The 24,365-nt window shown below is 61.5% G+C and carries 16 protein-coding genes; 11 read left to right on the plus strand and 5 right to left on the minus strand.

The features are described 5' to 3' along the window. Window positions 1–28 precede the first annotated feature (28 nt). Window positions 29–385, plus strand: coding sequence for a hydroxyisourate hydrolase (uraH, locus tag ACR3EK_RS11880; protein WP_170337485.1), 357 nt, complete (start codon window positions 29–31; stop codon window positions 383–385). A gap of 4 nt (window positions 386–389) precedes the next feature. Here the strand turns inward: uraH and ACR3EK_RS11885 are convergent, their stop codons facing one another. After that, window positions 390–1,304, minus strand: coding sequence for a LysR family transcriptional regulator (locus ACR3EK_RS11885; protein ID WP_093963045.1), 915 nt, complete (start codon window positions 1,302–1,304; stop codon window positions 390–392). 95 nt (window positions 1,305–1,399) lie between these two features. On the opposite strand from ACR3EK_RS11885, the gene ACR3EK_RS11890 reads away from it, so the two are divergent. The 3 genes from ACR3EK_RS11890 (at window position 1,400) to ACR3EK_RS11900 (ending at window position 8,671) form a co-directional block, all read left to right on the plus strand. Then, window positions 1,400–2,623 carry a urate hydroxylase PuuD gene (locus ACR3EK_RS11890; RefSeq protein WP_170366689.1) on the plus strand — a complete coding sequence of 408 codons (1,224 nt, stop codon included), beginning with the start codon at window positions 1,400–1,402 and terminating at the stop codon, window positions 2,621–2,623. A 232-nt stretch (window positions 2,624–2,855) separates the two neighbouring features. Continuing rightward, on the plus strand, window positions 2,856–4,583 hold the full coding sequence (locus ACR3EK_RS11895) for an autotransporter assembly complex protein TamA (RefSeq protein WP_480633470.1): 1,728 nt from the start codon (window positions 2,856–2,858) through the stop codon (window positions 4,581–4,583). Further along, window positions 4,580–8,671 carry a translocation/assembly module TamB domain-containing protein gene (locus tag ACR3EK_RS11900; protein WP_480633471.1) on the plus strand — a complete coding sequence of 1,364 codons (4,092 nt, stop codon included), beginning with the start codon at window positions 4,580–4,582 and terminating at the stop codon, window positions 8,669–8,671. The genes ACR3EK_RS11895 and ACR3EK_RS11900 overlap by 4 nt, the downstream gene beginning before the upstream one ends. Window positions 8,672–8,691: 20 nt before the next feature. Here the strand turns inward: ACR3EK_RS11900 and dnaE are convergent, their stop codons facing one another. After that, window positions 8,692–12,192, minus strand: a complete 3,501-nt coding sequence (gene dnaE / locus ACR3EK_RS11905) for a DNA polymerase III subunit alpha (protein WP_480633472.1) — start codon at window positions 12,190–12,192, stop codon at window positions 8,692–8,694. Window positions 12,193–12,537: 345 nt separating this feature from the next. Here dnaE and xdhA point away from each other — a divergent pair, with 345 nt between their 5' ends. The 7 genes from xdhA to ACR3EK_RS11940 all read left to right on the plus strand — a co-directional run bounded on the left by xdhA (window position 12,538) and on the right by ACR3EK_RS11940 (window position 21,921). Next, window positions 12,538–13,899, plus strand: a complete 1,362-nt coding sequence (gene xdhA, locus ACR3EK_RS11910) for a xanthine dehydrogenase small subunit (protein ID WP_480633473.1) — start codon at window positions 12,538–12,540, stop codon at window positions 13,897–13,899. Continuing rightward, window positions 13,896–16,298 (plus strand): xanthine dehydrogenase molybdopterin binding subunit, encoded by a 2,403-nt coding sequence (xdhB, locus tag ACR3EK_RS11915; RefSeq protein WP_480633474.1) that lies wholly within the window; start codon window positions 13,896–13,898, stop codon window positions 16,296–16,298. The genes xdhA and xdhB overlap by 4 nt, the downstream gene beginning before the upstream one ends. Next, window positions 16,298–17,233 (plus strand): xanthine dehydrogenase accessory protein XdhC, encoded by a 936-nt coding sequence (gene xdhC / locus ACR3EK_RS11920; protein ID WP_480633475.1) that lies wholly within the window; start codon window positions 16,298–16,300, stop codon window positions 17,231–17,233. Before xdhB ends, xdhC begins: the two co-directional genes overlap by 1 nt. After that, complete coding sequence (locus tag ACR3EK_RS11925; protein ID WP_170370916.1) at window positions 17,230–18,747, plus strand: ABC transporter ATP-binding protein; 1,518 nt, start codon at window positions 17,230–17,232, stop codon at window positions 18,745–18,747. The genes xdhC and ACR3EK_RS11925 overlap by 4 nt, the downstream gene beginning before the upstream one ends. 62 nt (window positions 18,748–18,809) lie before the next feature. Continuing rightward, a complete protein-coding gene (locus tag ACR3EK_RS11930) occupies window positions 18,810–19,892 on the plus strand; it encodes an ABC transporter permease (RefSeq protein ID WP_170337792.1) in 1,083 nt (360 codons plus the stop codon). A gap of 2 nt (window positions 19,893–19,894) precedes the next feature. Next, window positions 19,895–20,815, plus strand: coding sequence for an ABC transporter permease (locus ACR3EK_RS11935; RefSeq protein WP_170337474.1), 921 nt, complete (start codon window positions 19,895–19,897; stop codon window positions 20,813–20,815). Window positions 20,816–20,847: 32 nt separating this feature from the next. Next, window positions 20,848–21,921 carry a BMP family ABC transporter substrate-binding protein gene (locus ACR3EK_RS11940; RefSeq protein ID WP_170337473.1) on the plus strand — a complete coding sequence of 358 codons (1,074 nt, stop codon included), beginning with the start codon at window positions 20,848–20,850 and terminating at the stop codon, window positions 21,919–21,921. 53 nt (window positions 21,922–21,974) lie between these two features. Here ACR3EK_RS11940 and ACR3EK_RS11945 read toward each other — a convergent pair whose 3' ends face one another. From ACR3EK_RS11945 to ACR3EK_RS11955, 3 genes are all read right to left on the minus strand, one after another. Next, window positions 21,975–22,595 carry a CDP-alcohol phosphatidyltransferase family protein gene (locus tag ACR3EK_RS11945; RefSeq protein ID WP_170358096.1) on the minus strand — a complete coding sequence of 207 codons (621 nt, stop codon included), beginning with the start codon at window positions 22,593–22,595 and terminating at the stop codon, window positions 21,975–21,977. Window positions 22,596–22,665: 70 nt separating this feature from the next. Then, complete coding sequence (locus tag ACR3EK_RS11950) at window positions 22,666–23,898, minus strand: HlyD family secretion protein (RefSeq protein ID WP_480633476.1); 1,233 nt, start codon at window positions 23,896–23,898, stop codon at window positions 22,666–22,668. A 3-nt stretch (window positions 23,899–23,901) separates the two neighbouring features. After that, the gene (locus tag ACR3EK_RS11955; protein WP_409233602.1) at window positions 23,902–24,303 is read right to left on the minus strand and encodes a hypothetical protein; all 402 of its coding nucleotides are present in this window, start codon (window positions 24,301–24,303) and stop codon (window positions 23,902–23,904) included. Between the last annotated feature and the right edge of the window lie 62 nt (window positions 24,304–24,365).

Consider the following 24,365-nt stretch of genomic DNA (forward strand, 5'->3'; position numbering starts at 1 on the left):
AACGTGCAGACAACAGCAGGAGCAACTCGTGGCAGGTTATCTGACGACCCACGTTCTGGACACGGCGCGCGGATGTCCGGCCGACGGGCTGAAAATCGCGTTGTACCGGGTGTCCGGCAATTCGCACCGGAAACTGGTTGAGATGGAAACCAACGCGGACGGGCGCACCGACAGTCCCATCCTGCCGGAAAAGACTTTCAAGACCGGTATCTACGAGTTGATCTTCTTTGCGGGGGACTACCTACGTGCCTCCGGACAAGCCGTTGAAGACCCTCTTTTCCTTGATCAAATACCGATCCGGTTTGGCATGTCCGACCCCGAGGCGCATTACCACGTGCCGCTTTTACTGTCGCCATTCGGGTATTCGACCTACCGGGGCAGCTGACCCCTCAGACCTGCGACGTCCGCACCACGTCGCCGATCCGCGAGATCATGAAATCCATGAACAGGCGCGCCTTGGGGTCCTGATGACGCCGATGCGTGTAGAGACACGCCATCTGGACCGAAACCGGTGGCGTGTCGACGGCAACGGGCACCAATCGCCCGGCCTTGAGATGCTCGGCCACTTCAAAAACGGGTTTCATCGCGATCCCCTGCCCAGCCAGCGCCCAATCAGTCAGAACATCGCCATCGTCGCACTCGAACCGCCCGGACACCGCAAACCGTTTGGGTCCTTCGGCTGTCTGCAGCAGCCATTGGAACTCGGTTGCTCCGGGGAATCGCAGGTTCAGACATTCGTGCCGGTCCGAGATCAGGTCCGCCCCGGTCCGGGGCATGCCCCGGCGCGCAACATAGTCTGGCGCAGCACACAAGACGCGCTGGCAATCCGCGATTTTGCGGATTCGCAAAGTGCTGTCTTCGGGTTGACCGATGAAGAACGCCAGATCCAGCCCTTCGGTCGTGAGATCAACAGACCTGTCCGTCAGACGCAGCCGCACGTCAATCTCGGGGTAGTCGGCAAGAAATTCAGGCACTTGAGGCGCCAACAGCCGTCGCCCGACCCCCAGTGGAGCCGCTACGAAAAGCGATCCCCGGGGAGCTTCGGTCAGGTGCACGACCTGCGCCTCGGCCTCGTTCACGGCATCCAGAACCGCAACCGCACCGGGGTAGAACGCCCGGCCCTGCTCGGTCGGGCTGAGGTTTCGGGTCGTACGCTGGAACAATCGCACACCCAAATGATCTTCGAGCTGGGAAATCCGCGCCGAAGTCACCGCTGGCGAGATTCGCAGATCGCGCCCGGCCGCGGACATGCTGCCAAGATCATAGACCCGGACAAAGGTACGGATATTGTCGAGATAGGACATCTTTTCGTTTTTTTTGATACAGTTTGACAATATACGGGAATACCGAAGAAAATCCCGTTTGCCTAGTGTGTCGGCAAGCAATCGGAGAGCTTTGCATGTATGAATTCGCCGTGTTCTGGGACTGGATGGCATTTGCGGTGCGGTGGCTGCATGTCATCACGGCAATCGCCTGGATCGGATCGTCATTCTATTTCATCGCGCTGGACCTCGGCCTGAACCGCGACATCCCCGGTCCTGCGGATGGCGAGGAATGGCAGGTGCATGGCGGCGGCTTCTACCATATTCAGAAATACCTTGTGGCGCCCGAGCGGATGCCCGACCACCTGACCTGGTTCAAATGGGAAAGCTATGCAACCTGGCTCAGCGGTGCGGCCTTGTTGATGATCGTCTATTGGGTGGGCGGCGAGCTGTATCTGATCGACGCACAGAAGGCCGATCTGGCGCTTTGGCAGGGCATCCTGATCTCGGCGGCGTCGCTGACCGTGGGCTGGCTGATCTATGACTTCCTGTGCAAATCTGGCCTGGGTGAGCGTCCGACCCTGCTGATGCTGCTACTGTTCGTTCTGCTTGTGGCGATGGGTTGGGGATACAACCAGATCTTCACTGGCCGCGCGATGATGCTGCATCTGGGCGCTTTCACCGCCACGATCATGACGGCCAATGTGTTTTTTATCATCATGCCCAACCAACGGATCGTGGTGGATGACCTGAAAAACGGCCGCACCCCGGACCCGAAATACGGCAAGATCGCCAAGCTGCGCTCGACCCACAACAACTATCTGACTTTGCCGGTGGTCTTCCTGATGCTGTCGAACCATTACCCGCTGGCCTTTGCGACCGAATACAACTGGATCATCGCGGCGCTGGTGTTCCTGATGGGTGTCACCATCCGGCACTACTTCAATACGCGCCACGCCCGGGCCGGCAACCCGACCTGGACCTGGCTTGTGACGGCCCTGCTGTTCATCGCCATCATGTGGCTGTCCACTGCGCCGATGTACAAACCGCTGGAAGAGGCCGAGGCGCAGCCTCTGACCCAGTTCGAGGAGCGCTTTGTGCAGGCCAGCGGCTTTGAAGAAGCCCATGACGTAGTCTTGGGGCGCTGTTCCATGTGCCACGCGCGCGAGCCCGTCTGGGACGGAATCCTCTGGGCCCCCAAGGGTGTTCTTCTGGAGACCGAAGGTGACATCGCGCGCAATGCCGAGCAAATCTATCTGCAGGCTGGAGTCAGCCACGCGATGCCGCCGGCCAACGTCACCTATATGGAACCCGAAGACCGCGAGGCCATTATCCGCTGGTTCCGAAACGCGGGCCTGTAGCGGCAGCTTTTCCACAACTTCGCATGGGAACTGGGAAAACCGCGTTTATTTCTTTGCCTGAGCGGTTTGAGATGGTCTAACTGTTTTCCAAGGGATCGCGGCGCCGCGACAAGCAGCGCAAATCAATGCGGCCCGGGACAGGTGGAGCCATTTGATGCAGGCGAGCAGACGTAGGGGCGGTCTGAAGAACTGGTGTGCGGGTGTGTTTTTTGCCCTCGCCCCGACGTGTGCGATGGCACTGGAAACATCGCTTGCAGCGCCAGGATTGTCGGACGACTTGAAAAAGCAGATTGAGGAAACGTCCTCGGTCATGACTGCCGACAACCGGGGGCTGGACACGCCGCTTGAAGTTCTGTCAGCCGCGTTGTCGGATTACCGAACGATCGTGCAAATTCTCTATGATGCAGGATATTTCGGCCCGTCGGTCAGCATCAAGCTGGACGGGAAAGAAGCGGCAGATCTCAGCTCGCTGAGCGTTCCTGCGCAGATCAATCGGGCAACGATCACCATTCGCCCCGGCAAAGCGTACAATTTCGGAACCGCAGTCGTTCAGCCTTTGGCCCCCGATACCGAATTGCCCGAAGAGTTTGCCCCCGGCAAGCTGGCCACGACCGGCGCCATTCAACAGGCGACTTCGGCCGGGATTCAGGCCTGGAAGGACGCGGGCCACGCCAAAGCGAAACTGCGCGATCAGCAGATCATCGCCCGGCACGCACAGGCCCAGCTGGACGCCCGGATCGACCTGGACCAGGGGCCGCGCCTGAAGTTCGGCAAGATGTATATCGAAGGCGGCACCGATGTCCGCCACAGTTCGATCGAGAAAATCGCCGGTTTCCCGTCGGGCGAGGTCTACTCGCCCGAAAAGTTGCAAAAGGTCGGCACACGGCTGCGGCGGACTGGTACGTTCAGCACCGTCTCGATCCAGGAACGGGACACGCCGAACCCGGACGGCACGCTGGATTTCGACGCCACCTTCGAGGACTTGCCCAAACGCCGCCTGACGTTTGGGGCCGAACTGGCCTCGCGCGATGGCTTGGACCTGACCGCGACCTGGACCCACCGCAACGTGTTCCGGCGCGCCCAGCGGCTACGCTTTGAGGCCGCCATCCGAAATATCGGCGGGTCAGAGGATATCGACGGGCGGTTGGGTCTGCGTCTGGATCAGCCTGACCGATTGGGCCCCGACGACAACACCTTCTGGAGCGCGCTGCTCGAGCGCCGAAATACCGACAATTACAGCGTGTCGGTTGCCTCGCTGACCTATGGTGCACGGCGGACATTCTCGGACGAGTTGTATGCCGAGGCGGCTGTGGGCTTTTCCTTCTCGAACGCTGACGACGCCTATGGTGACGGCCGCAAGTTCCGGTATTTCATCATTCCGTTCCGGTCCGAGTGGGACAAACGCGACAGCAAGGTCAGCGCCACCCGCGGGTATTACCTGGACAGCCAGTTCATGCCCTTTGTCGGCATCTCGGGCACGGATACCGGGCTGCGCCTGTTTTTCGACGGTCGCGCCTATACCAGCCTGGGCACTGGCGGCCGGATCGTGCTGGCCGGGCGGGTGCAACTTGGATCGATACTCGGCCCCCCGGCGGATGGTGTCACACCGGATTTCCTGTTCTTCTCCGGCGGCGCGGGCACCGTTCGCGGTCAGCCCTATGAAAGCCTTGGTGTCCCCGTCGGCACGGGCATTGCCGGCGGCAAGTCCTTTCTTGGCCTGTCGGGCGAGGTGCGCGGCAAGGTCACTGAAAAGCTGTCTCTTGTTGGGTTTTACGACTACGGTATCGTGGACACGTCTTCGTTCATTGGCAGTGGCGCCGAGTACCACGCGGGCGCGGGCCTTGGCGTTCGGTACGATCTGGGCGGCTTCGGCCCGCTAAGGCTGGACCTGGCGGTGCCTGTGCAAGGTGACACGGGCAACGGGCTGCAGTTCTATATCGGGATCGGGCAAGCATTTTGAGGCGCTACCTTTCATATCCTCTGGCGGTCGGGGCAACCGCCTTTGCCCTGTCCGGCCCCGTGGCCGCGCAAGAGGAAGAGAGTGGCGGTCTGCTGACCGATTTCCTGCAGAACACGTTATCCGGGGACAACCGCAATATCCGGGTCATCGGGCTGGAGGGCGCGCTGAGCTCTCGCGCACGCATCCAGGAGATCACGGTGGCCGACGACGAAGGAGTCTGGCTGACCATCAAAAACGCCGAGCTGGATTGGAACCGGCTGGCCCTGATCCGCGGCCGGTTTTCCGTGAACGCCCTGACCGCCGAAGAAATCGACATCGCACGCGCACCCGGCAAGACCACCACAGACGAACCGGCCGCCACCGCCGAGACCGAACCCTTTCAACTGCCCGAACTGCCCGTGGCGATCGAGATCGGTGAACTGCGCGTCAACGAGTTGTCCCTGGGCGAACCGCTGATAGGCGTTGCAGCAGACCTTTCAGTGGACGGAAACCTGAATCTGGCCGATGGCGCGCTGGACACCAAGCTGGACATCAACCGGTTGGACCGGGCCGGAGATCAGATAAATCTTGTGGCTGGTTTCCAGAACGAAAGCCGACAAATCGACCTGGACCTGACCGTCTCCGAGGCGTCAGGCGGGTTGATTTCGACCGCATTGAAAATACCGGACAGCCCACCCATCGGCCTGACGGCCAAAGGGTCCGGTCCGATCACCGATTTCACGGCGGATATCGGGCTGAGCAGTGACAATGTCGACCGTGTCTCGGGCCAGGTGCGCCTGCGCGGGATAGAAAAGACGGAAGGGGCGGCAGACGAAGGCATTGCCTTTACCGCCGACTTGGGCGGCGACCTGACCCCATTTTTGGCCGCCAACATGGATACCTTCTTCGGTACGGATACACGTCTGTATGTCGATGGCCGTACCGGAGCCGAAGGTGCGCTGGAGATTACCGAGGCGGACATCACGTCCGAAGCTTTGAAACTGGAAGCGCAGCTCAGCCTTGGAACAGGCGGGGCGCTGCAACTGGCAGCCGTCCAGGCACGGATATCGCCGCCGGCCGGGGACGACGTCGTCCTGCCATTCGGTGGAGGAGACACATCCGTCAAGGCCGCACAGCTCTCTGCCCTGTTCGACCACGAAAACGGCAATCATTGGGATCTGAGCCTGACGACCGAGAATGTTGTCACACCCCAAGTCCAGATTGCGCACACGCGGTTGACCGCACAGGGCACCCTGACTCAGATCGGCGGTCTGGACCTGACCGGAGATCTTCAAGCCTCTCTGGACGGTTTGGACTTGGCTGACCCTGCCCTGAACACAGCGGTGGGCGATCGCGTCACCTTGGATGGCCTGTTCGAATACGGACGGGACAAATCGCTCCGACTCTCGGGTTTCGAACTTGGGGGAACCGACTATTCAGCGACCGCCGATGCGGTCGTCAACGGGCTGGAAAGCGGTCTGAAAATTGACGGATCGGCAACGGTGGAGGCGTCAGATCTGTCTCGTTTCTCGGAGGTCGCCAAATTGGATCTGGGCGGCCGGGCGTCGGTCCGGGTCGAGGGGGCGGGCTCGCCGTTGGAGGGCAGTTTTGACGGCAAGCTGGCCGTTTCCGGACAAAACCTGTCCACTGGTCGGGGCGACATCGACCCCATCATCGCGGGCGGGACGGACATCACGCTGGACGCCAAGCGGGATGCAAACGGCATCCTGATCCGCGCTTTCACCATCGACGGCGAAACATTGAACGCACAGGCGGATGGCGCTGTCACCACTCCGAACGGCAATTTGACCATCGACGGCCAGGCCCGCGTGAATGCCTCGGACCTCTCAGTATTCTCCGGCCTCGCCAAGCGCGATCTTGCGGGGGCCGTTCAGGCCCAGGTGGATGGCAAGGGCACCGTGCAGACCCTTGAGTTTGATGGCACTGCGCAGGTGACGACTACAGACCTGCAAACCGGGCTGGATCAGGTGGATCCGCTTGTGACCGGGCGCGTTGTCCTGAACTTCGACGGGGCCCGCACCGGTGACCGGATCGAAATTCGAAAAGCAACCGTTGACGCAGCCGCGCTGAATGCCCAAGTCGCTGCAACCATCGACGATCCGACCGGAAACCTGGCTTTTGACGGTCAGGCGCAGGTAGATGCCCCCGACCTGTCCGTCTTTTCCGGACTGGCAGGCCGTACGTTGGCGGGCGCGGTCACAGCGGATGTGACCGGTCGAGGGGCCCGTGGCAGCAAAGTCTTCGACGTGCAGGGCAAAATCAATGCAGAGGACATCCTGACCGGAATCGAAGCGGTGGATGCGCTGATCCCCGGACAGACGACGCTGACAGTCGACGCATCGAACGGCGATGAAGGGTTGAACATCCGAAACTTCCGGCTTGCAGGGACAGCCTTGTCCGCCAACGCATCCGGCATCTTGAGCCGCGAAAGCGGCGGGCTGAGCTTCTCCGCCGCGTTGGACGACCTCGCCCGGGTTTCACAGACCCTGACTGGACCGCTGAAGGTGAATGGGAATGTGGCCCCCACATCCAGCGGTGTCGAGGGCACGGTCAGAGTGACCGGCCCGGAGACGTCCTACGCCAATCTTGTAGGCAGCGTGAATACGGATGGCTCGGCCGACCTGGACTTTGACGCCAAGTTCGATCGGGTCGAACGTTTTGCGCCCGAGTTTCCGGGCAGCTTGACGGCGAAAGGCAATGCAACGCGCCAGAACGGCGTGTGGACCATTGATGCCGACGCCGCCGGACCGGCCGAGATCAGCAGTGCAGTCAAAGGAACCTACGACGAAGCCTCGGGCAATGCCGACATCTCCGCAAAGGGCGGCGTCAATTTGGGCATTGCAAACATCTTCATCACGCCCAACAAGATCGACGGATCGGCCCGGTTCGACCTGGCGTTGAAGGGCAAGCCGGCGCTGGAGTCACTGAGTGGTCAGATCACCACCTCAGGGACGTCGATGGCGATCCCCAGCGTTGGGCAGACCATCACCGATATCGGAGGAACTGTAGACCTTGCCAACAGCCGCGCAACGATTTCGATGCGCGGCGGCATGCGCGCCGGAGGCGGATTCACGGTCAGTGGCCCGGTCGACCTTACACCGCCGTTCAACGCGCAGATCACAACTGCAATCAACAATCTCGTCCTGACGGACAATCTTCTGTACGAGACCACGTTGAACGGCCAGATCGCAATGACGGGCGCCTTGGCAGGGAACAGTTCGCTGGTCGGGCAGATCACGTTTGGCGAGACCAACATCAACCTGGCCGCGGCATCTGGCGCGGTGGGGGCCGCGCCGATCCCGAAGATCGAACACGTGAACGAAAGCAATGCCAGCTACGTCACTCGGGAACGGGCGCAGTTGGTTGAAAAAGAGGAAACGTCGCAATCGGACTCTCGCATCTCTCTCGACATCAGCCTGTTGGCCCCCAAGGCGGTTTTCGTGCGGGGCCGCGGTGTGAATGCTGAATTGGGCGGTGCGATCTTCATCAAGGGCACCACCAAATCCGTCATCCCATCGGGCCAGATCGAACTGATCCGCGGTAATCTGGACATCCTTGGCCGGAGGCTGGCGCTGACCAAGGGCGTGGTCAGCCTGCAGGGCGACCTGACGCCGTATATCGAGTTCGAATCCTCGGCCAGCACTTCGGATGGAACCGCGACGTTGGAAATCGCGGGCCCGCTGGATTCTCCGACAGTCGATGTGTTCTCGGACCCCGAACGCCCCGCCGAAGAGGCGCTGGCCATGCTGCTGTTCGGCAACCGCTTTTCCGAACTGTCCCCGTTTGTCATTGCCCAGATGGCCGCGTCGCTGGCCCAGCTGAGCGGTGCCGGTGGCGATGCCACCAAGGGCGTTCGGGACGCCACGGGCGTAGATACCGTCGACGTCGGCGCGACCGAGGGCGGCGGCGGGCGTCTGGGCGCCGGCGCTTATCTGAGTGACAACCTGTACACCGATTTCACCGTGAACACCGAAGGCGACACCGAGGTGAACCTGAACCTGGACGTCAGCGACAGCGTGACAGTGCGCGGCACCGTAGATGGGCGCGGCGATACCGGCATCGGGATTTTCTTCGAGCGTGACTACTAGGGTTGGGCGGGACCGCCACCCTAGACCTCTTCGACGGACAAGACCCCATCCAGTGATTTGATGGCACCCTTGATCTGGGGATTGATCGGGAACTCCTGCCCCAGGTCCATTTCGACCTCGCCCGGCAAACCCGGATCCAGCAGACACAAATGGATCGGCCCTTTCGAGGCGTTTTTGGCCGCCCCTGCAGCATCCGCGAGAACGCTGGCGACCGTCGACAGCGCCTGTGGTTGGTCCAGAAAGATACGAAGCCCGGTCGCGCCGGCCTCGGCCACGACTGAATCCGCCGGCCCGACCGAGCGCGCCAGCAGCTTCAGTTGGTCAGCCTCCATCGTGGCTTCGGCCGTCAGCACGACCTGCGCGCCGGTTTCCAGGTATTCGCGTGATTTCTCCAGGGTTTCCGAGAACAGCGTCACCTCGTACGCCCCCGTCGGGTCCGACAGCTGTGCAAAGGCGAACCGGTTGCCCTTGGCCGATTTCCGCTCCTGTCGCCCGGCGACCACACCGGCCATCTTGGCGATCAACGGACCCGAGCGTGCCTTTTCGGTGACCTCGTCGAGTGTCATCACCTGCTTGCGTTTCAGGGCCGGCATGTAGTCGTCCAGCGGGTGGCCGGACAGGTAGAAGCCGATCGCCTTGAATTCTTCGCTCAGCCGTTCGGCGGGCAGCCAGTCGGGCGATTTCGACAGGCGCGGTTCAGGCAGATCGTCGCCCGCCTCGCCGAACAGCGACACCTGGTTCGAGTTCTTCTGTTCGTGGATCGCCGCCGAATACTGCACCAGCTGTTCCAGGCTTTCGAAGACCCGGCGGCGGTTCTTGTCCAGCTCGTCAAAGGCCCCCGCGCGGGCCAGCATCTCCAGCGGCCGTTTGCCGACCTTCTTCAGATCGACCCGGCGGGCAAAGTCAAACAGGTTGACGAACGGCTTGTCGCCCCTGCCCTGCACCACGAGGTTCATCGCCTCGACGCCCACGTTCTTGAGCGCGCCCAGCGCATAGACCAGTTTGCCATCCACCACATCAAACGTCGCCTGCGACCGGTTTATGCAAGGCGGCACATAGGGCAGTTCCAAACCCTTGCGGACCTCTTCGAAATAGATCGCCAGCTTGTCGGTCAGATGGATATCGCAGTTCATGACACCGGCCATGAATTCGACCGGGTGGTTCGCCTTCAGCCAGCCGGTCTGATAGCTGACCACCGCGTAGGCCGCCGCGTGAGATTTGTTGAAGCCGTAGTTGGCGAATTTCTCCAGCAGGTCGAACACCTCGGACGCCTTCTTGGCATCTACCCCGTTCGCGGCTGCCCCGGCCTCGAATTTCGGGCGCTCGGCGTCCATCGCCTCTTTGATTTTTTTACCCATCGCGCGGCGCAGCAGGTCGGCGCCGCCGAGGCTGTAGCCCGCCATGACCTGCGCGATCTGCATCACCTGCTCCTGGTAGACGATGATGCCTTGCGTTTCTTCCAGAATGTGGTCGATCAGCGGGTGAACGGATTCGATCTTGCGCTGGCCGTTCTTGACCTCGCAATAGGTCGGGATGTTCTCCATCGGGCCGGGACGATACAGCGCCACGAGCGCCACGATGTCCTCGATGCAGGTGGGTTTCATGCGCTTGAGCGCATCCATCATGCCCGAGCTTTCAACCTGGAACACCGCCACGGTCTTGGCCGCGGAATAAAGCTTGTAAGTGGCCGGGTCATCCAGCGGAATGGCATTGATCTGGTTCTCGGCCCCCTCGGCCGGCTCATAAAGCTGCCGACCGTCGGCCGCCACGTGCAATGGCCGGCCGGACTTGAAGATCAGGTCCATGGCGTTCTGGATGACCGTCAGAGTCTTGAGGCCTAGAAAGTCGAATTTCACCAGACCGGCCTGTTCCACCCACTTCATGTTGAACTGGGTGGCAGGCATGTCCGAGCGGGGGTCCTGATAGAGCGGTACCAGCTCGTCCAGCGGCCGGTCGCCGATCACCACACCGGCGGCGTGGGTCGAAGCATTGCGCAGCAGCCCCTCGACCTGCTGGCCGTAAGTCAGAAGGCGGTCGACCACCTCTTCGTTGCGGGCCTCTTCGCGCAGGCGCGGTTCGTCTTTCAGGGCCTTCTCGATCGACACCGGCTTGACGCCTTCGACCGGGATCATCTTGGACAGGCGGTCCACCTGGCCGTAGGGCATCTGCAGCACCCGCCCGATGTCGCGCACCGCAGCCTTGGACAAGAGCGCGCCGAAGGTGATGATCTGGCCAACCTTGTCGCGGCCGTATTTCTGCTGAACATACCGAATCACCTCTTCGCGGCGGTCCATGCAGAAGTCGATGTCAAAGTCGGGCATCGACACCCGTTCGGGATTCAGGAAGCGTTCGAACAGCAGGCTGTAGCGCAGCGGATCAAGGTCGGTAATCGTCAGCGCATAGGCCACCAGCGAGCCCGCGCCCGAGCCACGGCCCGGACCGACGGGGATGTCATGATCCTTAGCCCATTTGATGAAATCCGCAACGATCAGGAAGTAACCGGGGAACCCCATGCCCTCGATGATGTCCAATTCGAAATCCAGACGCTTCTGGTATTCCTCGGGTGGGACAGCGTGCGGGATCACCGCCAGTCGGGCCTGCAGACCTTCGTTGGCCTGGCGGCGTAGCTCCTCGACCTCGTCATCGGCGAATTTCGGCAGGATCGGATCCCGCTTGTAGGCCATGAAGGCGCAACGTCTGGCAATCTCGACCGTATTTTCGATCGCCTCGGGCAGATCGGCAAAGAGCGTGACCATTTCCTGCGGCGATTTGAAGTAATGCTGCGCGGTCAGGCGGCGGCGGCCCTCTTGCTGGTCGACATAGGCACCCTCGGCAATGCAGATCAGCGCATCATGCGCCTCATACATATCTGAGGTTGGGAAATAGACGTCATTCGTGGCCACCAGAGGCAGGTTCTTGGCATAGGCCATTTCCACCTGGCCGCGCTCAGTCAGGCGCTCGGCCTCGGGCTGGCCATCTTCGCCGGGATGACGTTGCAGTTCGACATAAAGGCGATCGGGGAACATCGCGGCCAACCGATCGACCAGCAGCTCGGCCGCCGGACGCTGGCCCTGCTGCAACAGGCGGCCAACGGGGCCGTCCGGTCCGCCGGTCAAGCAGATCAGCCCATCGGAATGCGCAGCCAACTCCTCAAGCGTGACCTGCGGCAACTGCCCGCCCTTGTCCACATACAGGCACGAGCTGAGCTTCATCAGATGCTCGTACCCCGTCTCAGATTGTGCCAGCAGTACGATCGGCGCAGGGGGCTTGGGTTTTTCCCCCGGCTGCGCCTGAATATACGCCAGATCAACCTGGCAGCCCATGATCGGCTGCACACCCGCACCACTTGCGGTAACCGAGAATTCCAGCGCTGCGAACATGTTGTTGGTGTCCGTCACCGCAACTGCGGGCATGTCCATCTGCTCGCACAGCGTTGGCAGTTTTTTCAGGCGCACCGCCCCCTCAAGAAGGGAATATTCGGTGTGAACTCGGAGGTGGATGAATCGAGGAGTACTGCTCATACGAGGCAGGCTATCGCACTCGCGACCCGGGAAAAAGCCGGAACAGTTAAGGGTGATTGCTGAAAAAATAGCCGCACATTATTCGGAGATTCCAGAAGGTGCTTCAGCCGACGCCGCCGGCGTTTCACCAAAATCTCTTTCAATTCAGATGCCTAGATAATAATGACGTGGTGCATATCAAGGCATGGGATCGGGAATGGTACATTCGGCAGGCAGTTTTTCTTGCCAGCGCGCACAGGCTGTTTCTAACATCTTCAGGCAAGCTACAAGCCCGCTTCTTTCTCTACGTCGCATCGAGACAGGAGCACCCATGGGCGCAACCGGGTAAGGCGACGGGTTTCAAGAATGAATATCACGTTTCTTCTGAACGGAGAGACAGTGGAGCTGGCGGATGTCGATCCGACGGCCACATTGCTGGATTGGCTGCGCGAGGATCGCTGCCTGACCGGCACGAAGGAAGGCTGCAACGAGGGCGATTGCGGGGCCTGCACCGTCATGGTTACGGATGAGGCCGGTGCCAAGGCGCTGAATTCCTGCATTCTTTTTCTGCCTCAACTGCACGGCAAGGCTGTGCGCACGGTCGAGGGGGCGAGCGGGCCCGACGGCGAGCCCCATCCGGTGCAGCAGGCGATGGTGGATCTTCATGGCTCGCAATGTGGATTCTGCACACCCGGTTTCGTGATGTCGATGGTGGCGAGCCATGCAAATGGCGCGACGGATCATGACACGCAACTGGCCGGCAACCTGTGCCGCTGCACCGGCTATGCGCCGATCATCCTCGCGGCAAAGGCCGTTGAAGACCAGCCAGTGCCGGTCTGGGTCAAGGACAAACCGGTTGCGGCCAAGCCGGCCTCACCCCTTCTGCCGAAGTCATCAGACGAACTGGCCAAAGTCTTTGCCGCCCATCCCGGTGCAACTTTGATCGCGGGTGCTACCGATGTCGGCCTTTGGGTCACCAAGCAGCTGCGGAACCTAGACCCGGTGATCTTTCTGGGCGGCTGCGACGATCTGAAGGAGATCTCGATCACCGAAGACGGGGTGTACATCGGCGCGATGGTGGACATGAACCGCATGGGCGCGGCGATGGCCGATCTGCATCCGTCCTATGCCGAGATGATCCGGCGCTATGCCAGCGTGCAGGTGCGCCACGCGGCTACGGTGGGCGGCAATATCGCGAACGGCTCGCCCATCGGGGACAACCCGCCCGCGCTGATCGCGCTGGGGGCCACGCTGCATCTGCGCAAGGGCGACGAGCGCCGGTCGATCCCTATCGAAGATTTCTTTATTGACTATGGACAGCAGGATCGCGAGCCCGGCGAGTTCGTGGAAGCGGTCAGCTTTCTGCGTCAACCCGACCGGCTGAAATGCTACAAGCTGAGCAAACGGTTCGATCAGGATATCTCGGCCGTATGCGGCTGTTTCAACATAATCGTTTCGGACGGCGTCGTCTCGCAAGCCCGGATCGCCTTTGGCGGAATGGCCGGTGTGCCGAAACGCGCGACTCGGGTTGAGGCCGCGCTGACCGGTCGCCCATGGACGGCGGAAACCGTTCAAAGCGCTTGGCCGGCCTTTGCCGAGGACTATTCCCCGATGAGCGACATGCGTGCCTCGGCCCGCTACCGACTGGAGACCGCAAAGGCCATGCTCGAACGCTATTTCCTAGAAGATCAGGGCGAGCTGACCAATGTGCTGGAGGTGTCGGCATGAGCGTGACCAAGCCGCTGCCCCATGACGCCGCACCCCTGCATGTGTCGGGAACCGCCCGCTATGTTGACGACATTCCGACCCCCAAGGGCACGCTGCATCTGGCGTTCGGCCTAAGCCCGATCGCCAAGGGCCGGATCACGGCGATGGACCTGTCAGATGTCCGCGCGGCCCCGGGGGTCGTGATGGTGATGACCGCTGAGGACCTGCCCTTTGCCAATGACGTCTCGCCCTCGATCCATGACGAACCATTGCTGTCCGACGGCACCGTGAATTACGTGGGCCAGCCCGTGTTTCTGGTTGTCGCCACCAGCCATCTGGCGGCGCGCAAGGCCGCCCGGCTGGGCAAGATCGACTATGCCGAAGAAACGCCGATCCTGACGATCGAGGAGGCCTTGGCCGCAGACAGCCGGTTCGAGGACGGCCCCCGCATCTATGCGAAAGGCGATGCAGAAGCCGCCATCGCGCAGGCGGCGCATGTGGTCGAAGGCACGTTCGAGATCGGCGGGCAGGAGCATTTCTACCTGGAAGGTCAGGCCGCGCTGGCGGTGCCGAATGAAGGCAGCGACATGCTGGTGCATTCCTCGACCCAGCACCCGACCGAGATTCAACACAAGGTGGCCGACGCTTTGGGCGTTCCCATGCACGCGGTGCGGGTCGAAACCCGGCGGATGGGCGGCGGGTTCGGTGGCAAGGAAAGCCAGGGCAACGCGCTGGCCGTGGCCTGCGCAGTTGCGGCACGGGCAACCGGTCGAGCCTGCAAGATGCGCTATGACCGGGATGATGACATGACCATCACCGGCAAGCGCCACGCCTTCCGCATCAGCTACAAAGCCGGCTTTGACGAAAACGGCCACATTCAGGGTGTTTCCTTCCTGCACTACGCCATCTGCGGTTGGGCGCAGGACCTGTCGCTGCCGGTCGCCGACCGCGCGATGCTGCATTCCGACAATGCGTACCTTCTGCCCAACGCGCGGATCGAGAGCCATAGGCTGAAGACCAACACACAGTCCGCAACCGCCTATCGCGGCTTTGGTGGACCGCAGGGCATGGTGGGGATCGAGCGGGTGATGGATCACGCCGCGCATGTGCTGGGTCTGGACCCGGTCGAACTGCGGCGGCGGAACTACTATGAACCGGCGCATGCAGGCGTTGAAGAACCGGTGCGGGACAAGCCGCTGGGCCACCCGGATCCGCATGAGGATCTGACCAGCCGCGGCGCCGTCGAAACCGGCCGCTCGGTGGTGCGGCCATTGCCCGCGGGTGGGAACACCACCCCGTATGGCATGGAAGTCACCGATTTCGAGCTGCATCCCATGACCGAAGCCTTGCTGGAGTCCTGCGATTACGCAACCCGCAAGGCGGCGGTCGAGAAGTGGAATGCCGAAAACCGCGTGATCAAGAAGGGCATCGCCTTTTCACCGGTCAAGTTCGGGATTTCCTTCACTCTCACCCACCTGAATCAGGCCGGGGCGCTGGTGCATGTCTATCAGGACGGCTCGGTCCACCTGAACCATGGCGGCACCGAGATGGGTCAGGGCCTGTTCCAGAAAGTGGCGCAGGTGGCGGCCGCGCGGTTCGGCATTCCGCTGGAGATGGTGAAGATCACCGCGACCGATACCGCCAAAGTGCCCAACACCTCGGCCACGGCGGCCTCGTCCGGCAGCGATCTGAACGGGATGGCGGTCAAGGCCGCCTGCGACACGATCCGCGACCGGATGGCCGCCTATCTGGCCGAGCGGCATCAGACCGATCCATCGGCGGTCGTCTTTGCCGATGGCCGGGTCAGTGTGGGCGAGGAAAGCTACAGCTTTGCCGAAGCCGCGGCGCTGGCCTATCAGGGGCGTGTCAGCCTGTCGGCAACCGGGTTCTACAAGACCCCCAAGATCGAGTGGGACCGGATCGCCGGACGCGGGCGCCCGTTCTTCTATTTCGCCTATGGAGCTTCGGTGACCGAAGTCGCCGTGGACACTCTGACCGGCGAGAACCGCATCCTTCGGACGGATATCCTGCATGATGCGGGTGCTTCGCTGAACCCTGCGCTGGATATCGGGCAGGTCGAGGGCGGCTATGTGCAAGGTGCGGGCTGGCTGACGACCGAGGAACTGGTCTGGGACGACAAAGGCCGGCTGCGCACCCATGCGCCGTCGACCTACAAGATCCCCGCCTGTTCGGACCGACCGGGCGTGTTCAACGTTGCGCTTTGGGATGGTCAGAACCGCGAAGACACCATCTATCGCTCAAAAGCGGTGGGCGAGCCGCCCTTCATGTTGGGTATCTCGGCCTGGCTGGCCCTGTCGAACGCGGTTGCGGCCTGCGGTGACGGGTATCCGGCGATCAATGCCCCAGCCACCGCCGAAGAGGTCTGGACCGCCGTTCAACGCATGCGTGGAGGCACCTGATGGGATTTGACCGGGAGACTTTGAGGGAGGCGGTCAAAACGCATGGCAAGGTGACTCGCGTGGTCATTGCCGCAATCCGAGGCTCGTCCCCGCGCGAGGTCGGCGCCGCGATGCTGGTCTGGAAGGGCGGGCAATCCGGCACGATCGGGGGCGGCACGCTGGAGTATCAGGCGGCTGAGGCCGCCCGGGTTCAGCAAAGCCCAACCCGCCTGTCCCGCCATGCGCTGGGTCCCGACCTCGGGCAATGCTGCGGCGGTGCCGTAACGCTGCTGAGCGAGGTCTATGACCTGAAGTCCGTCGAAGCCTTGGACGACACCGTCATCGCACGCCCGACTGCCGGTGATGACATTCCATTGTCGGTCAAGCGGCAGCTGGCAACCGCACGCGCACAGGGTATTGCGCCTGAACCGCAATTGCTTGACGGCTGGATGATCGAGCCGGTGCACACACCGACCCGCCAATTGTGGATCTGGGGGGCCGGTCATGTCGGACGGGCGCTGGTGGATGTGCTGTCGCCTCTCCCCGATCTTGCCATCACTTGGGTAGACACCGCAGCCGACCGGTTTCCGGCTGACATCCCAGCAGGTGTAACCGTGGTTCCGGCAGCGAACCCGGCCGACCTCGTGCACCACGCACCGGTTCACGCCGAGCACCTAGTGCTGACTTATTCACACAATCTGGATCTGGAACTGTGCAACCGGCTATTGACGCACGGTTTTCACTTTGCCGGGCTGATCGGCTCGGCTACGAAATGGGCGCGATTCCGCTCGCGCCTGGCTGCGCTGGGTCACTCACCGGCTCAGATCGCCCGGATCACCTGCCCGATCGGTGACCCATCGTTGGGCAAGCACCCGCAGATGATCGCAGTTGGTGTGGCAGCGCAAATCCTGCGCCCCGCCCGACAGAACGACTTGAAGAAGGACCAGAGCGCGTGACCACTCCACTACTGAGCTTGCAGGGGCTGACCAAGGCCTATCCCGGCGTCGTGGCCAACGACCACGTGTCCTTTGACATCGGTGAGGGCGAAGTTCACGCCCTGCTGGGCGAAAACGGCGCAGGAAAATCCACGCTGGTGAAGATGATCTACGGGCTGGTCAAGCCGGACAGCGGCACGATGCTGTTGCGCGGCCAACCCTATGCGCCGGCCGAGCCGCGCGCGGCCCGTGCCGACGGCATTGCCATGGTGTTCCAGCATTTTTCGCTGTTCGACGCGCTCAACGTGGCCGAAAACATCGCCCTGGGCATGGAAAGCCCGCCGCCGATGGGTGATCTGGCATCGCGTATTCGCGAGGTCTCGGAGACCTATGGCCTGCCGCTGGATCCGTATCGTCGGGTTGGTGACCTGTCCGCCGGTGAACGCCAGCGAGTTGAGATCATCCGCTGCCTGCTGCAGGACCCAAAGCTGCTGATCATGGACGAACCGACCTCGGTCCTGACCCCGCAGGAGGTAGATATCCTGTTCGAAACACTGAAAAAACTGCGGTCGGAAGGAACTTCGATCCTGTACATCTCGCACAAACTGGAGGAAATCCGCACGCTGTGCGACCACGCCACCATTCTGCGGCTGGGCAAGAACGTGGGTGAATGCACACCCAGCGAAACATCCGCCCGCGACATGGCAGAAATGATGGTGGGATCAGCCCTTCAGACTCCTGAACGGTCCGGGCGCGAGTTCGGACCCGTCGCGCTGGATGTTTCCGGGCTTTCGGTTCCGTCCCCTTCCGAATTCGGGACCGCGCTGAAGAACGTGCACCTGACCGTCCGCAAGGGCGAAGTCCTTGGCATCGGCGGCGTGGCCGGCAACGGTCAGGACGAACTGCTGGGCGTTCTGTCCGGTGAAATCCTGACGGACGCGGATGCGATCCGCTTCAACGGCCAGCCGATCGGCAAACTGGGCCCGACGGCCCGGCGCAGACTGGGTGTGCTGACGGCCCCAGAAGAGCGGTTGGGACATGCCGCGGCGCCGGACATGAGCCTGACGGAAAACGCTCTGCTGACCGGCTCGGTGCGCGAGTCTCTGGAGAAGAATGGTTTTTTGAAATGGGCCGACACCCGCGTGTTTGCGGAGAAGATCATTCAGGCATTCGACGTGCGGACCCCGGGGCCGGAAAACGCCGCGCGGTCGCTGTCGGGCGGCAACCTGCAGAAATTCGTCATCGGCCGGGAAGTCCTGCAAAACCCCGAAGTGCTGGTCGTGAACCAGCCGACCTGGGGCGTCGACGCCGCCGCAGCCGCTGCAATCCGTCAGGCCATTCTGGACCTTGCGGCCAAGGGAACGGCGGTAGTCTGCATCAGCCAGGATCTGGATGAACTTATGGAGATTTCCGACAGTTTCGCCGCCTTGAACGAAGGGCGCCTCAGCGCTCCGCGTCCCACAACGGGCCTGACCGTCGAAGAGATCGGTCTGATGATGGGCGGCGCGCATGGGATGGAGGTGGCCCATGTGTAACCTACGGTGCCGCCTCTGGCGCAAGAATCCAAAAAAGACGAAGACTTTGGGGGGATGAGCAAATGATAGTGTTGGAGAAACGGCCACAGCCGTCCAAGGCGTGGTCTTATGCCACCCCTCTGGTCGCAGTGCTGGCGACCATGGTCTTCGGCGGGTTGCTGTTTGCAATTCTGGGCAAGAACCCGGTCGAAGCCATCGGAACCATCTTTTGGGAACCCCTGTTCGGCGAGTTCTCATTCTACTACCGACCGCAACTGCTGGTGAAGGGCGCACCGTTGGTTCTGATCGCCATCGGTCTGTCGCTGGGCTTCCGCGCCGGTATCTGGAATATCGGTGCCGAGGGCCAGTACATCATGGGCGCTATCTTCGGCGCCGCGGCCGGCCTTGCCTTCTACCCTCTGGACGCGTGGTACGTCTTTCCAATCATGGTGATCGCCGGCGCGTTCGGCGGCTGGATCTGGGCGATGATCCCTGCCCTGCTCAAGGTTCGGTTTGGAACCAACGAGATTCTCGTTTCCCTGATGTTGGTTTACGTGGCCGAGCAGTTTCTGGCCTCGATGTCGCTGGGTCTGCTGAAAAACCCTGAGGGGTTCGGGTTTCCCGGCTCGCGCAACCTGCAGTCCTATGAAAGTGCCCACAATGCCGAACTGTTTGCCGGAACCGGCATGCACTGGGGCGTCGTCGCGGCCTTTATCGCGGTGATCTTTGCCTATGTCCTGCTGAACCGGCACATGCTGGGATTTCACATCCGCCTTACAGGCGAAGCTCCGCGCGCGGCACGATTTGCCGGCGTGAATCCCCCGCGGCTGATACTGTTTTGCCTGGGGCTGTCGGGCGCGTTGGCCGGTCTTGCCGGTATGTTCGAGGTCTCGGGCCCGTCCGGCGTGGTCAGCATCGACTTCAACGTGGGTTACGGCTTTACCGCGATCATCGTGGCGTTTCTGGGCCGTCTGCACCCGGTGGGCATCCTGCTGGCCGGCGGCCTGATGGCGCTGACCTATATCGGTGGCGAAATCGCACAATCCCAGCTGGGGCTGCCCGCTGCGGCCATCCAGGTGTTCCAGGGAATGCTTCTGTTCTTCCTGCTGGCCTTCGATCTTTTGACCAACTACCGCATCCGTGCGGCCCGTAGCGAGGTGGCGTGACCATGGACCTTGGAGAAATCAATCCCGTTCTTTTGCTGGCCTCCTTGATGGTTGCTGCAACCCCGCTTCTGCTCGCGGCGATCGGAGAGCTTGTCGTCGAAAAGGCCGGCGTTCTGAACCTCGGCGTCGAAGGCATGATGATCGTGGGCGCAATCAGCGGATTTGCGATCTCGGTCGAAACAGGCTCGCCATGGTTGGGTTTTGTCGCGGCGGCCGTTGGCGGTGCGCTGTTGTCGCTGCTGTTCGTTCTGCTGACCCAGTTCGCGCTGGCGAACCAGGTGGCCAGCGGTCTTGCGCTGACGCTGTTTGGCTTGGGCTTCAGTGCACTTCTGGGCCAAAGCTATGTGGGCATCAAACCGCCCAGCATGGGGGACATCCATATCCCGCTGCTCAGCGATATTCCGGTCATCGGCCCGATCCTGTTCCAACATGATCCGATCCTCTATGTCGGGATCGCGTTGACGGCAGCGGTATGGGCCACTCTGAAATACACCCGCGTCGGGCTGATCCTTCGTGCGGTGGGTGAGAACCACGATGCCGCGCATGCTCTCGGCTACAAGGTCATCAAGATCCGCATTATGGCGATCCTGTTCGGCGGGGCCTGTGCGGGGCTTGGCGGTGCATATATCAGCCTGATCCGGGTCCCTCAGTGGACCGAAGGCATGACCGCCGGAGTCGGCTGGATTGCTCTGGCTCTGGTGGTGTTTGCCAGCTGGAAACCGTGGCGTGCCTTGCTGGGTGCCTATTTGTTTGGCGGAATCACGGTCTTGCAGCTTAATCTACAGGCAGCGGGCGTTGCCATACCTGTCGAGTATCTGGCAATGTCGCCCTACATCATCACGATCCTTGTGCTTGTGATCCTTTCGGCCGACAAGAGCAGCGCACCTGCCTCACTGGGCCGGACCTTCCACGCCTCGCACTAGGGGCCAACTGTACCAACTTGGGGAGTAACTAAATGAAATTCACTTCACTTCTGGCAAGCGCCGCCATGGCACTTGGCCTTGCCACGGGCGCCGTGGCCGAGGACAAGACAAAGGTCGGTTTCGTCTATGTCGGCCCGGTGGGCGATGGCGGCTGGACCTATGAACACGACAAGGGCCGTCAGGCCGTCGAAAAGCACTTTGGCGACAAGGTCGAAACCGTGTACGTGGAATCGGTGCCCGAAGGCCCGGATGCCGAGCGCGTCATGACCCAGATGGCGCTGGAAGGCGCTGACCTGATCTTCACCACCTCGTTCGGCTACATGGACCCGACCATCAACGTGGCCAAGAAATTCCCGGACGTGAAATTTGAACACGCCACGGGCTACAAGACCGCCGACAACGTGTCGGTCTACTCGGCGCGTTTCTATGAGGGTCGCGCTGTCCAAGGTCATATCGCCGGCAAGATGACCAAGTCGAACATCATCGGTTACATCGGCTCGTACCCGATCCCCGAAGTGATCCGCGGCATCAACTCGGCCTTCATCCACGCCAAGAAGGTGAACCCGGATGTCGAGTTCAAGATCGTCTGGGCCTACACCTGGTTCGATCCGGCGAAAGAGGCCGATGCGGCGAAGGTTCTGATCGAACAGGGCGCAGACGTGATCCTGCAGCACACGGACTCGACCGCACCGCAGGCGGCCGCACAAGAAGCCGGCAACGTGATCACTTTCGGCCAGGCCTCGGACATGAGCGAATATGCTCCGATGCCGCGCGTCAGCTCGATCATCGACAACTGGGCGCCCTACTACATCGCGCGCACCCAGGCCGTGATGGACGGCACCTGGGAGTCGGTGAACACATGGGACGGCATCAAGGAAGGCATGGTTGAAATCGGCGAGATTTCCGACGCCGTTCCGGCCGACGTCAAGGAAGAGGCGCTGGCCCTGAAAGCCGCGATTGCAGATGGCAGCTATCACCCGTTCACCGGGCCGCTGAACAAGCAAGACGGCAGCGCCTGGCTGGCCGAGGGTGAAGTGGCCGATGACGGCACTCTGGCCGGCATGAACTTCTATGTCGAAGGGCTGGAAGGCGACATCCCGCAATAAGCGGGAAATGTACTGTCAGCAAACCCAAAGCCCGCCGGAAACGGCGGGCTTTTTCAGTTCCCGGAACGGTTGCCGAAACTGCGCGCTGCCAACACGATCCGGGATGTGGCAGTCAGGAAACACAAGCTGCCGAATATCCACGCCAAAGCGGCAAACGCATCTGGCACCAGACACAAAAGAACAAGGAAACCGATCGTTTCGGCCCCCTCCAGCAAACCACCGGAAAAATACAGGGCCTTCTGCCCTCTTGCGTCGGTCTTCAATCCGTGCCGGTCGGCCAGCAGCGAAAAGCCCAGAAAACTGGTGCCGTTGAAATAGAAGGACAGCAGGAGGAAAGCACCGGCCACGCCATTGGAGGCCGGGTCAGCCAGAATAAATGCGAAGGGGATGGCGCCGTAGAACAGAAAGTCGCAGGTGATATCCAGATAGCCGCCGAAATCGGTGCCGCCCCGGGCACGCGCAACAGCACCGTCCAGCCCATCCGCGAGGCGCGACAGCAGTAACGGCACCAGCGCCCAGTACGTCGCGCCGGCCACGATCAGGCCCGCTGCGACCAAACCAAGAGCCAGCCCTATCAGCGTCACCTGGTTTGCCGTAAAGCCCAACCGCGCGAGAAAACGGCCCTGTGCGTTCAGGGCCGGGTCGATAATCGGGCGGATTTGCGCATCAAACATGTGCGGCAGTTAACCGGGGACAGGCGCCATTTCCAGACACAATAGCGCGAGAGCACTCACGTTCCCGCCATCAGTGACCGCTTAGAACCAGCGTGTTCACCGGCATCAGGATCAGACGCAATCGCAAGCCTGCCGCATGAACCACACCGATCGTGTCCACGACATGCAGGAATGCCCTTTCCCAGAACCCCAAATCTTCGTGTTCAAGCCTGTCGTGATTGTCGGTGTAGACATTGGCAAGACAGTTGCTGCCCGGGGGGACCTTGTCGGCCAGCCCTTCGTAAAGCGGCTCGAGGTACACGAGGATTGATCCGGGGGTTGTGTTCTGTTGAACGTCGCGCAATTCGTCGGTGGGCCGGATCTGTCCCGAAGGGATCACATCCTGCACCTGGACCACAACGACCGGAATCACCGTGAATGGCCGTGTCATACAGCCCAGCTCTCCGATCATTCCCGGTTTGATCACCTGCGCAGACATCTGGTTGAAAGCCGCCTGAAACCGGTCGCGGCCGGAATCCGTCGGAACCAGAATTCCTGCCGGGCGCATCAGCGGGCTGACAAAATCGCCGACCCGCAGCCCGAACTGCTCGACCCGGCCCGTCACACCTGCGCTGATTGTCGTCTTGTCCAATTCGGCCAGTGCGGCATCCAGCTGCGCCTCGGCGCTGGCCAACTGGGCAGGGATCAGTTCTTCGATCTTCTGAACAACGGCCGCCTTTTGGGATTGCGCGGCCAGAACCTTGGCCTCGCGCTCGGCGACAAGGTTCTCCAGTCGCTCGATCTCGGTCAGGCGGACTGCGCTGGATCCCTGATCGCGCAGGGTGGTGTTGCGCTCCAATTCCTCGAGCGCCTGCGCCAGCGCCGCCTGCGCGCCTGCAATGCCGGCTTCGGCCTCGGCCAGATCCGTTTGCGCAACCTTCAGCGAGGCCTGTATCTGAGCAATCTGGGCATGTGCGGCTTCGACCTGCGCGCGCTGGGTGAAATCCTCGATACGAAAGATCGGCTGGCCCGCGGTGACCATCTGGTTGTTGGTCACATAGACCTCGGACACGCGCCCACCCAGTTGCGGAAGAATCGTTACGGTCCGGAAATAGGACGCCGCCGTTTTGCTTGCCGGGTGGAAGTAGAACAGCGTGGTAATCACCGTCAGCGCAAGGATCGCGCAGGCGGTCAGCCCCCAGCGCAGTTCGTACCACATGGTGAACAGCGTGATTTCGTGACCAATCCGTTTTCCCTGAACGAAGCGTCGGAACAGAAAGTCGGGCAGAACGGTAACCAGTGCGCACAGAAATGTTTCGATCATGCGTCAGTGCTCCTGCGGAGCGGTGGGCTCAGGGTCCGGCTCGGCGGGCGGAGGAGACGCCCCGGGTGCCAGCGACCGAATTGCATCTGCAATCGCGCGCAGGGGCGCAGCAAAGTCAGGAAACTGAAAACCTGCAACCAGGATGGCGGCAACCCAGAATAACCCGTTGTGCGTAAACAGGGCCAACAACGCCAGGATGCCAACCAACTGAAACTGCGGGTGGTTGTTCTCATGGGCCATCTTCTCGGGGATCGAATGCAACGTAAAATACGCGACACCGATCAGCAGGATCAGACCAACTGTGAAGATCACCATGAAATTGAAGAGAAAATCGCTGCCATCCGCCTGGGTCACATATGACGGAATGTGCCCTGTGGCCATTGGGTGTAGGTCTGCTGTGGTCACCCTGCCCTCCTGCGTTTTTGGTTGTGAATGTTTGGAAGGGTTGATGCTCAAATTCAACCCTG

The organism is Ruegeria sp. BC8 (assembly GCF_056535705.1).

Coding starts and splice junctions, on each gene's coding strand:
- ACR3EK_RS11885 (WP_093963045.1), bottom strand. CDS start 1,304: ATGTCCTATCTCGACAATATCCGTACCTTTGTCCGGGTCTATGATCTT.
- ACR3EK_RS11890 (WP_170366689.1), top strand. CDS start 1,400: ATGTATGAATTCGCCGTGTTCTGGGACTGGATGGCATTTGCGGTGCGG.
- ACR3EK_RS11895 (WP_480633470.1), top strand. CDS start 2,856: ATGGCACTGGAAACATCGCTTGCAGCGCCAGGATTGTCGGACGACTTG.
- dnaE (WP_480633472.1), bottom strand. CDS start 12,192: ATGAGCAGTACTCCTCGATTCATCCACCTCCGAGTTCACACCGAATAT.
- xdhA (WP_480633473.1), top strand. CDS start 12,538: ATGAATATCACGTTTCTTCTGAACGGAGAGACAGTGGAGCTGGCGGAT.
- xdhB (WP_480633474.1), top strand. CDS start 13,896: ATGAGCGTGACCAAGCCGCTGCCCCATGACGCCGCACCCCTGCATGTG.
- xdhC (WP_480633475.1), top strand. CDS start 16,298: ATGGGATTTGACCGGGAGACTTTGAGGGAGGCGGTCAAAACGCATGGC.
- ACR3EK_RS11930 (WP_170337792.1), top strand. CDS start 18,810: ATGATAGTGTTGGAGAAACGGCCACAGCCGTCCAAGGCGTGGTCTTAT.
- ACR3EK_RS11935 (WP_170337474.1), top strand. CDS start 19,895: ATGGACCTTGGAGAAATCAATCCCGTTCTTTTGCTGGCCTCCTTGATG.
- ACR3EK_RS11940 (WP_170337473.1), top strand. CDS start 20,848: ATGAAATTCACTTCACTTCTGGCAAGCGCCGCCATGGCACTTGGCCTT.
- ACR3EK_RS11945 (WP_170358096.1), bottom strand. CDS start 22,595: ATGTTTGATGCGCAAATCCGCCCGATTATCGACCCGGCCCTGAACGCA.
- ACR3EK_RS11950 (WP_480633476.1), bottom strand. CDS start 23,898: ATGATCGAAACATTTCTGTGCGCACTGGTTACCGTTCTGCCCGACTTT.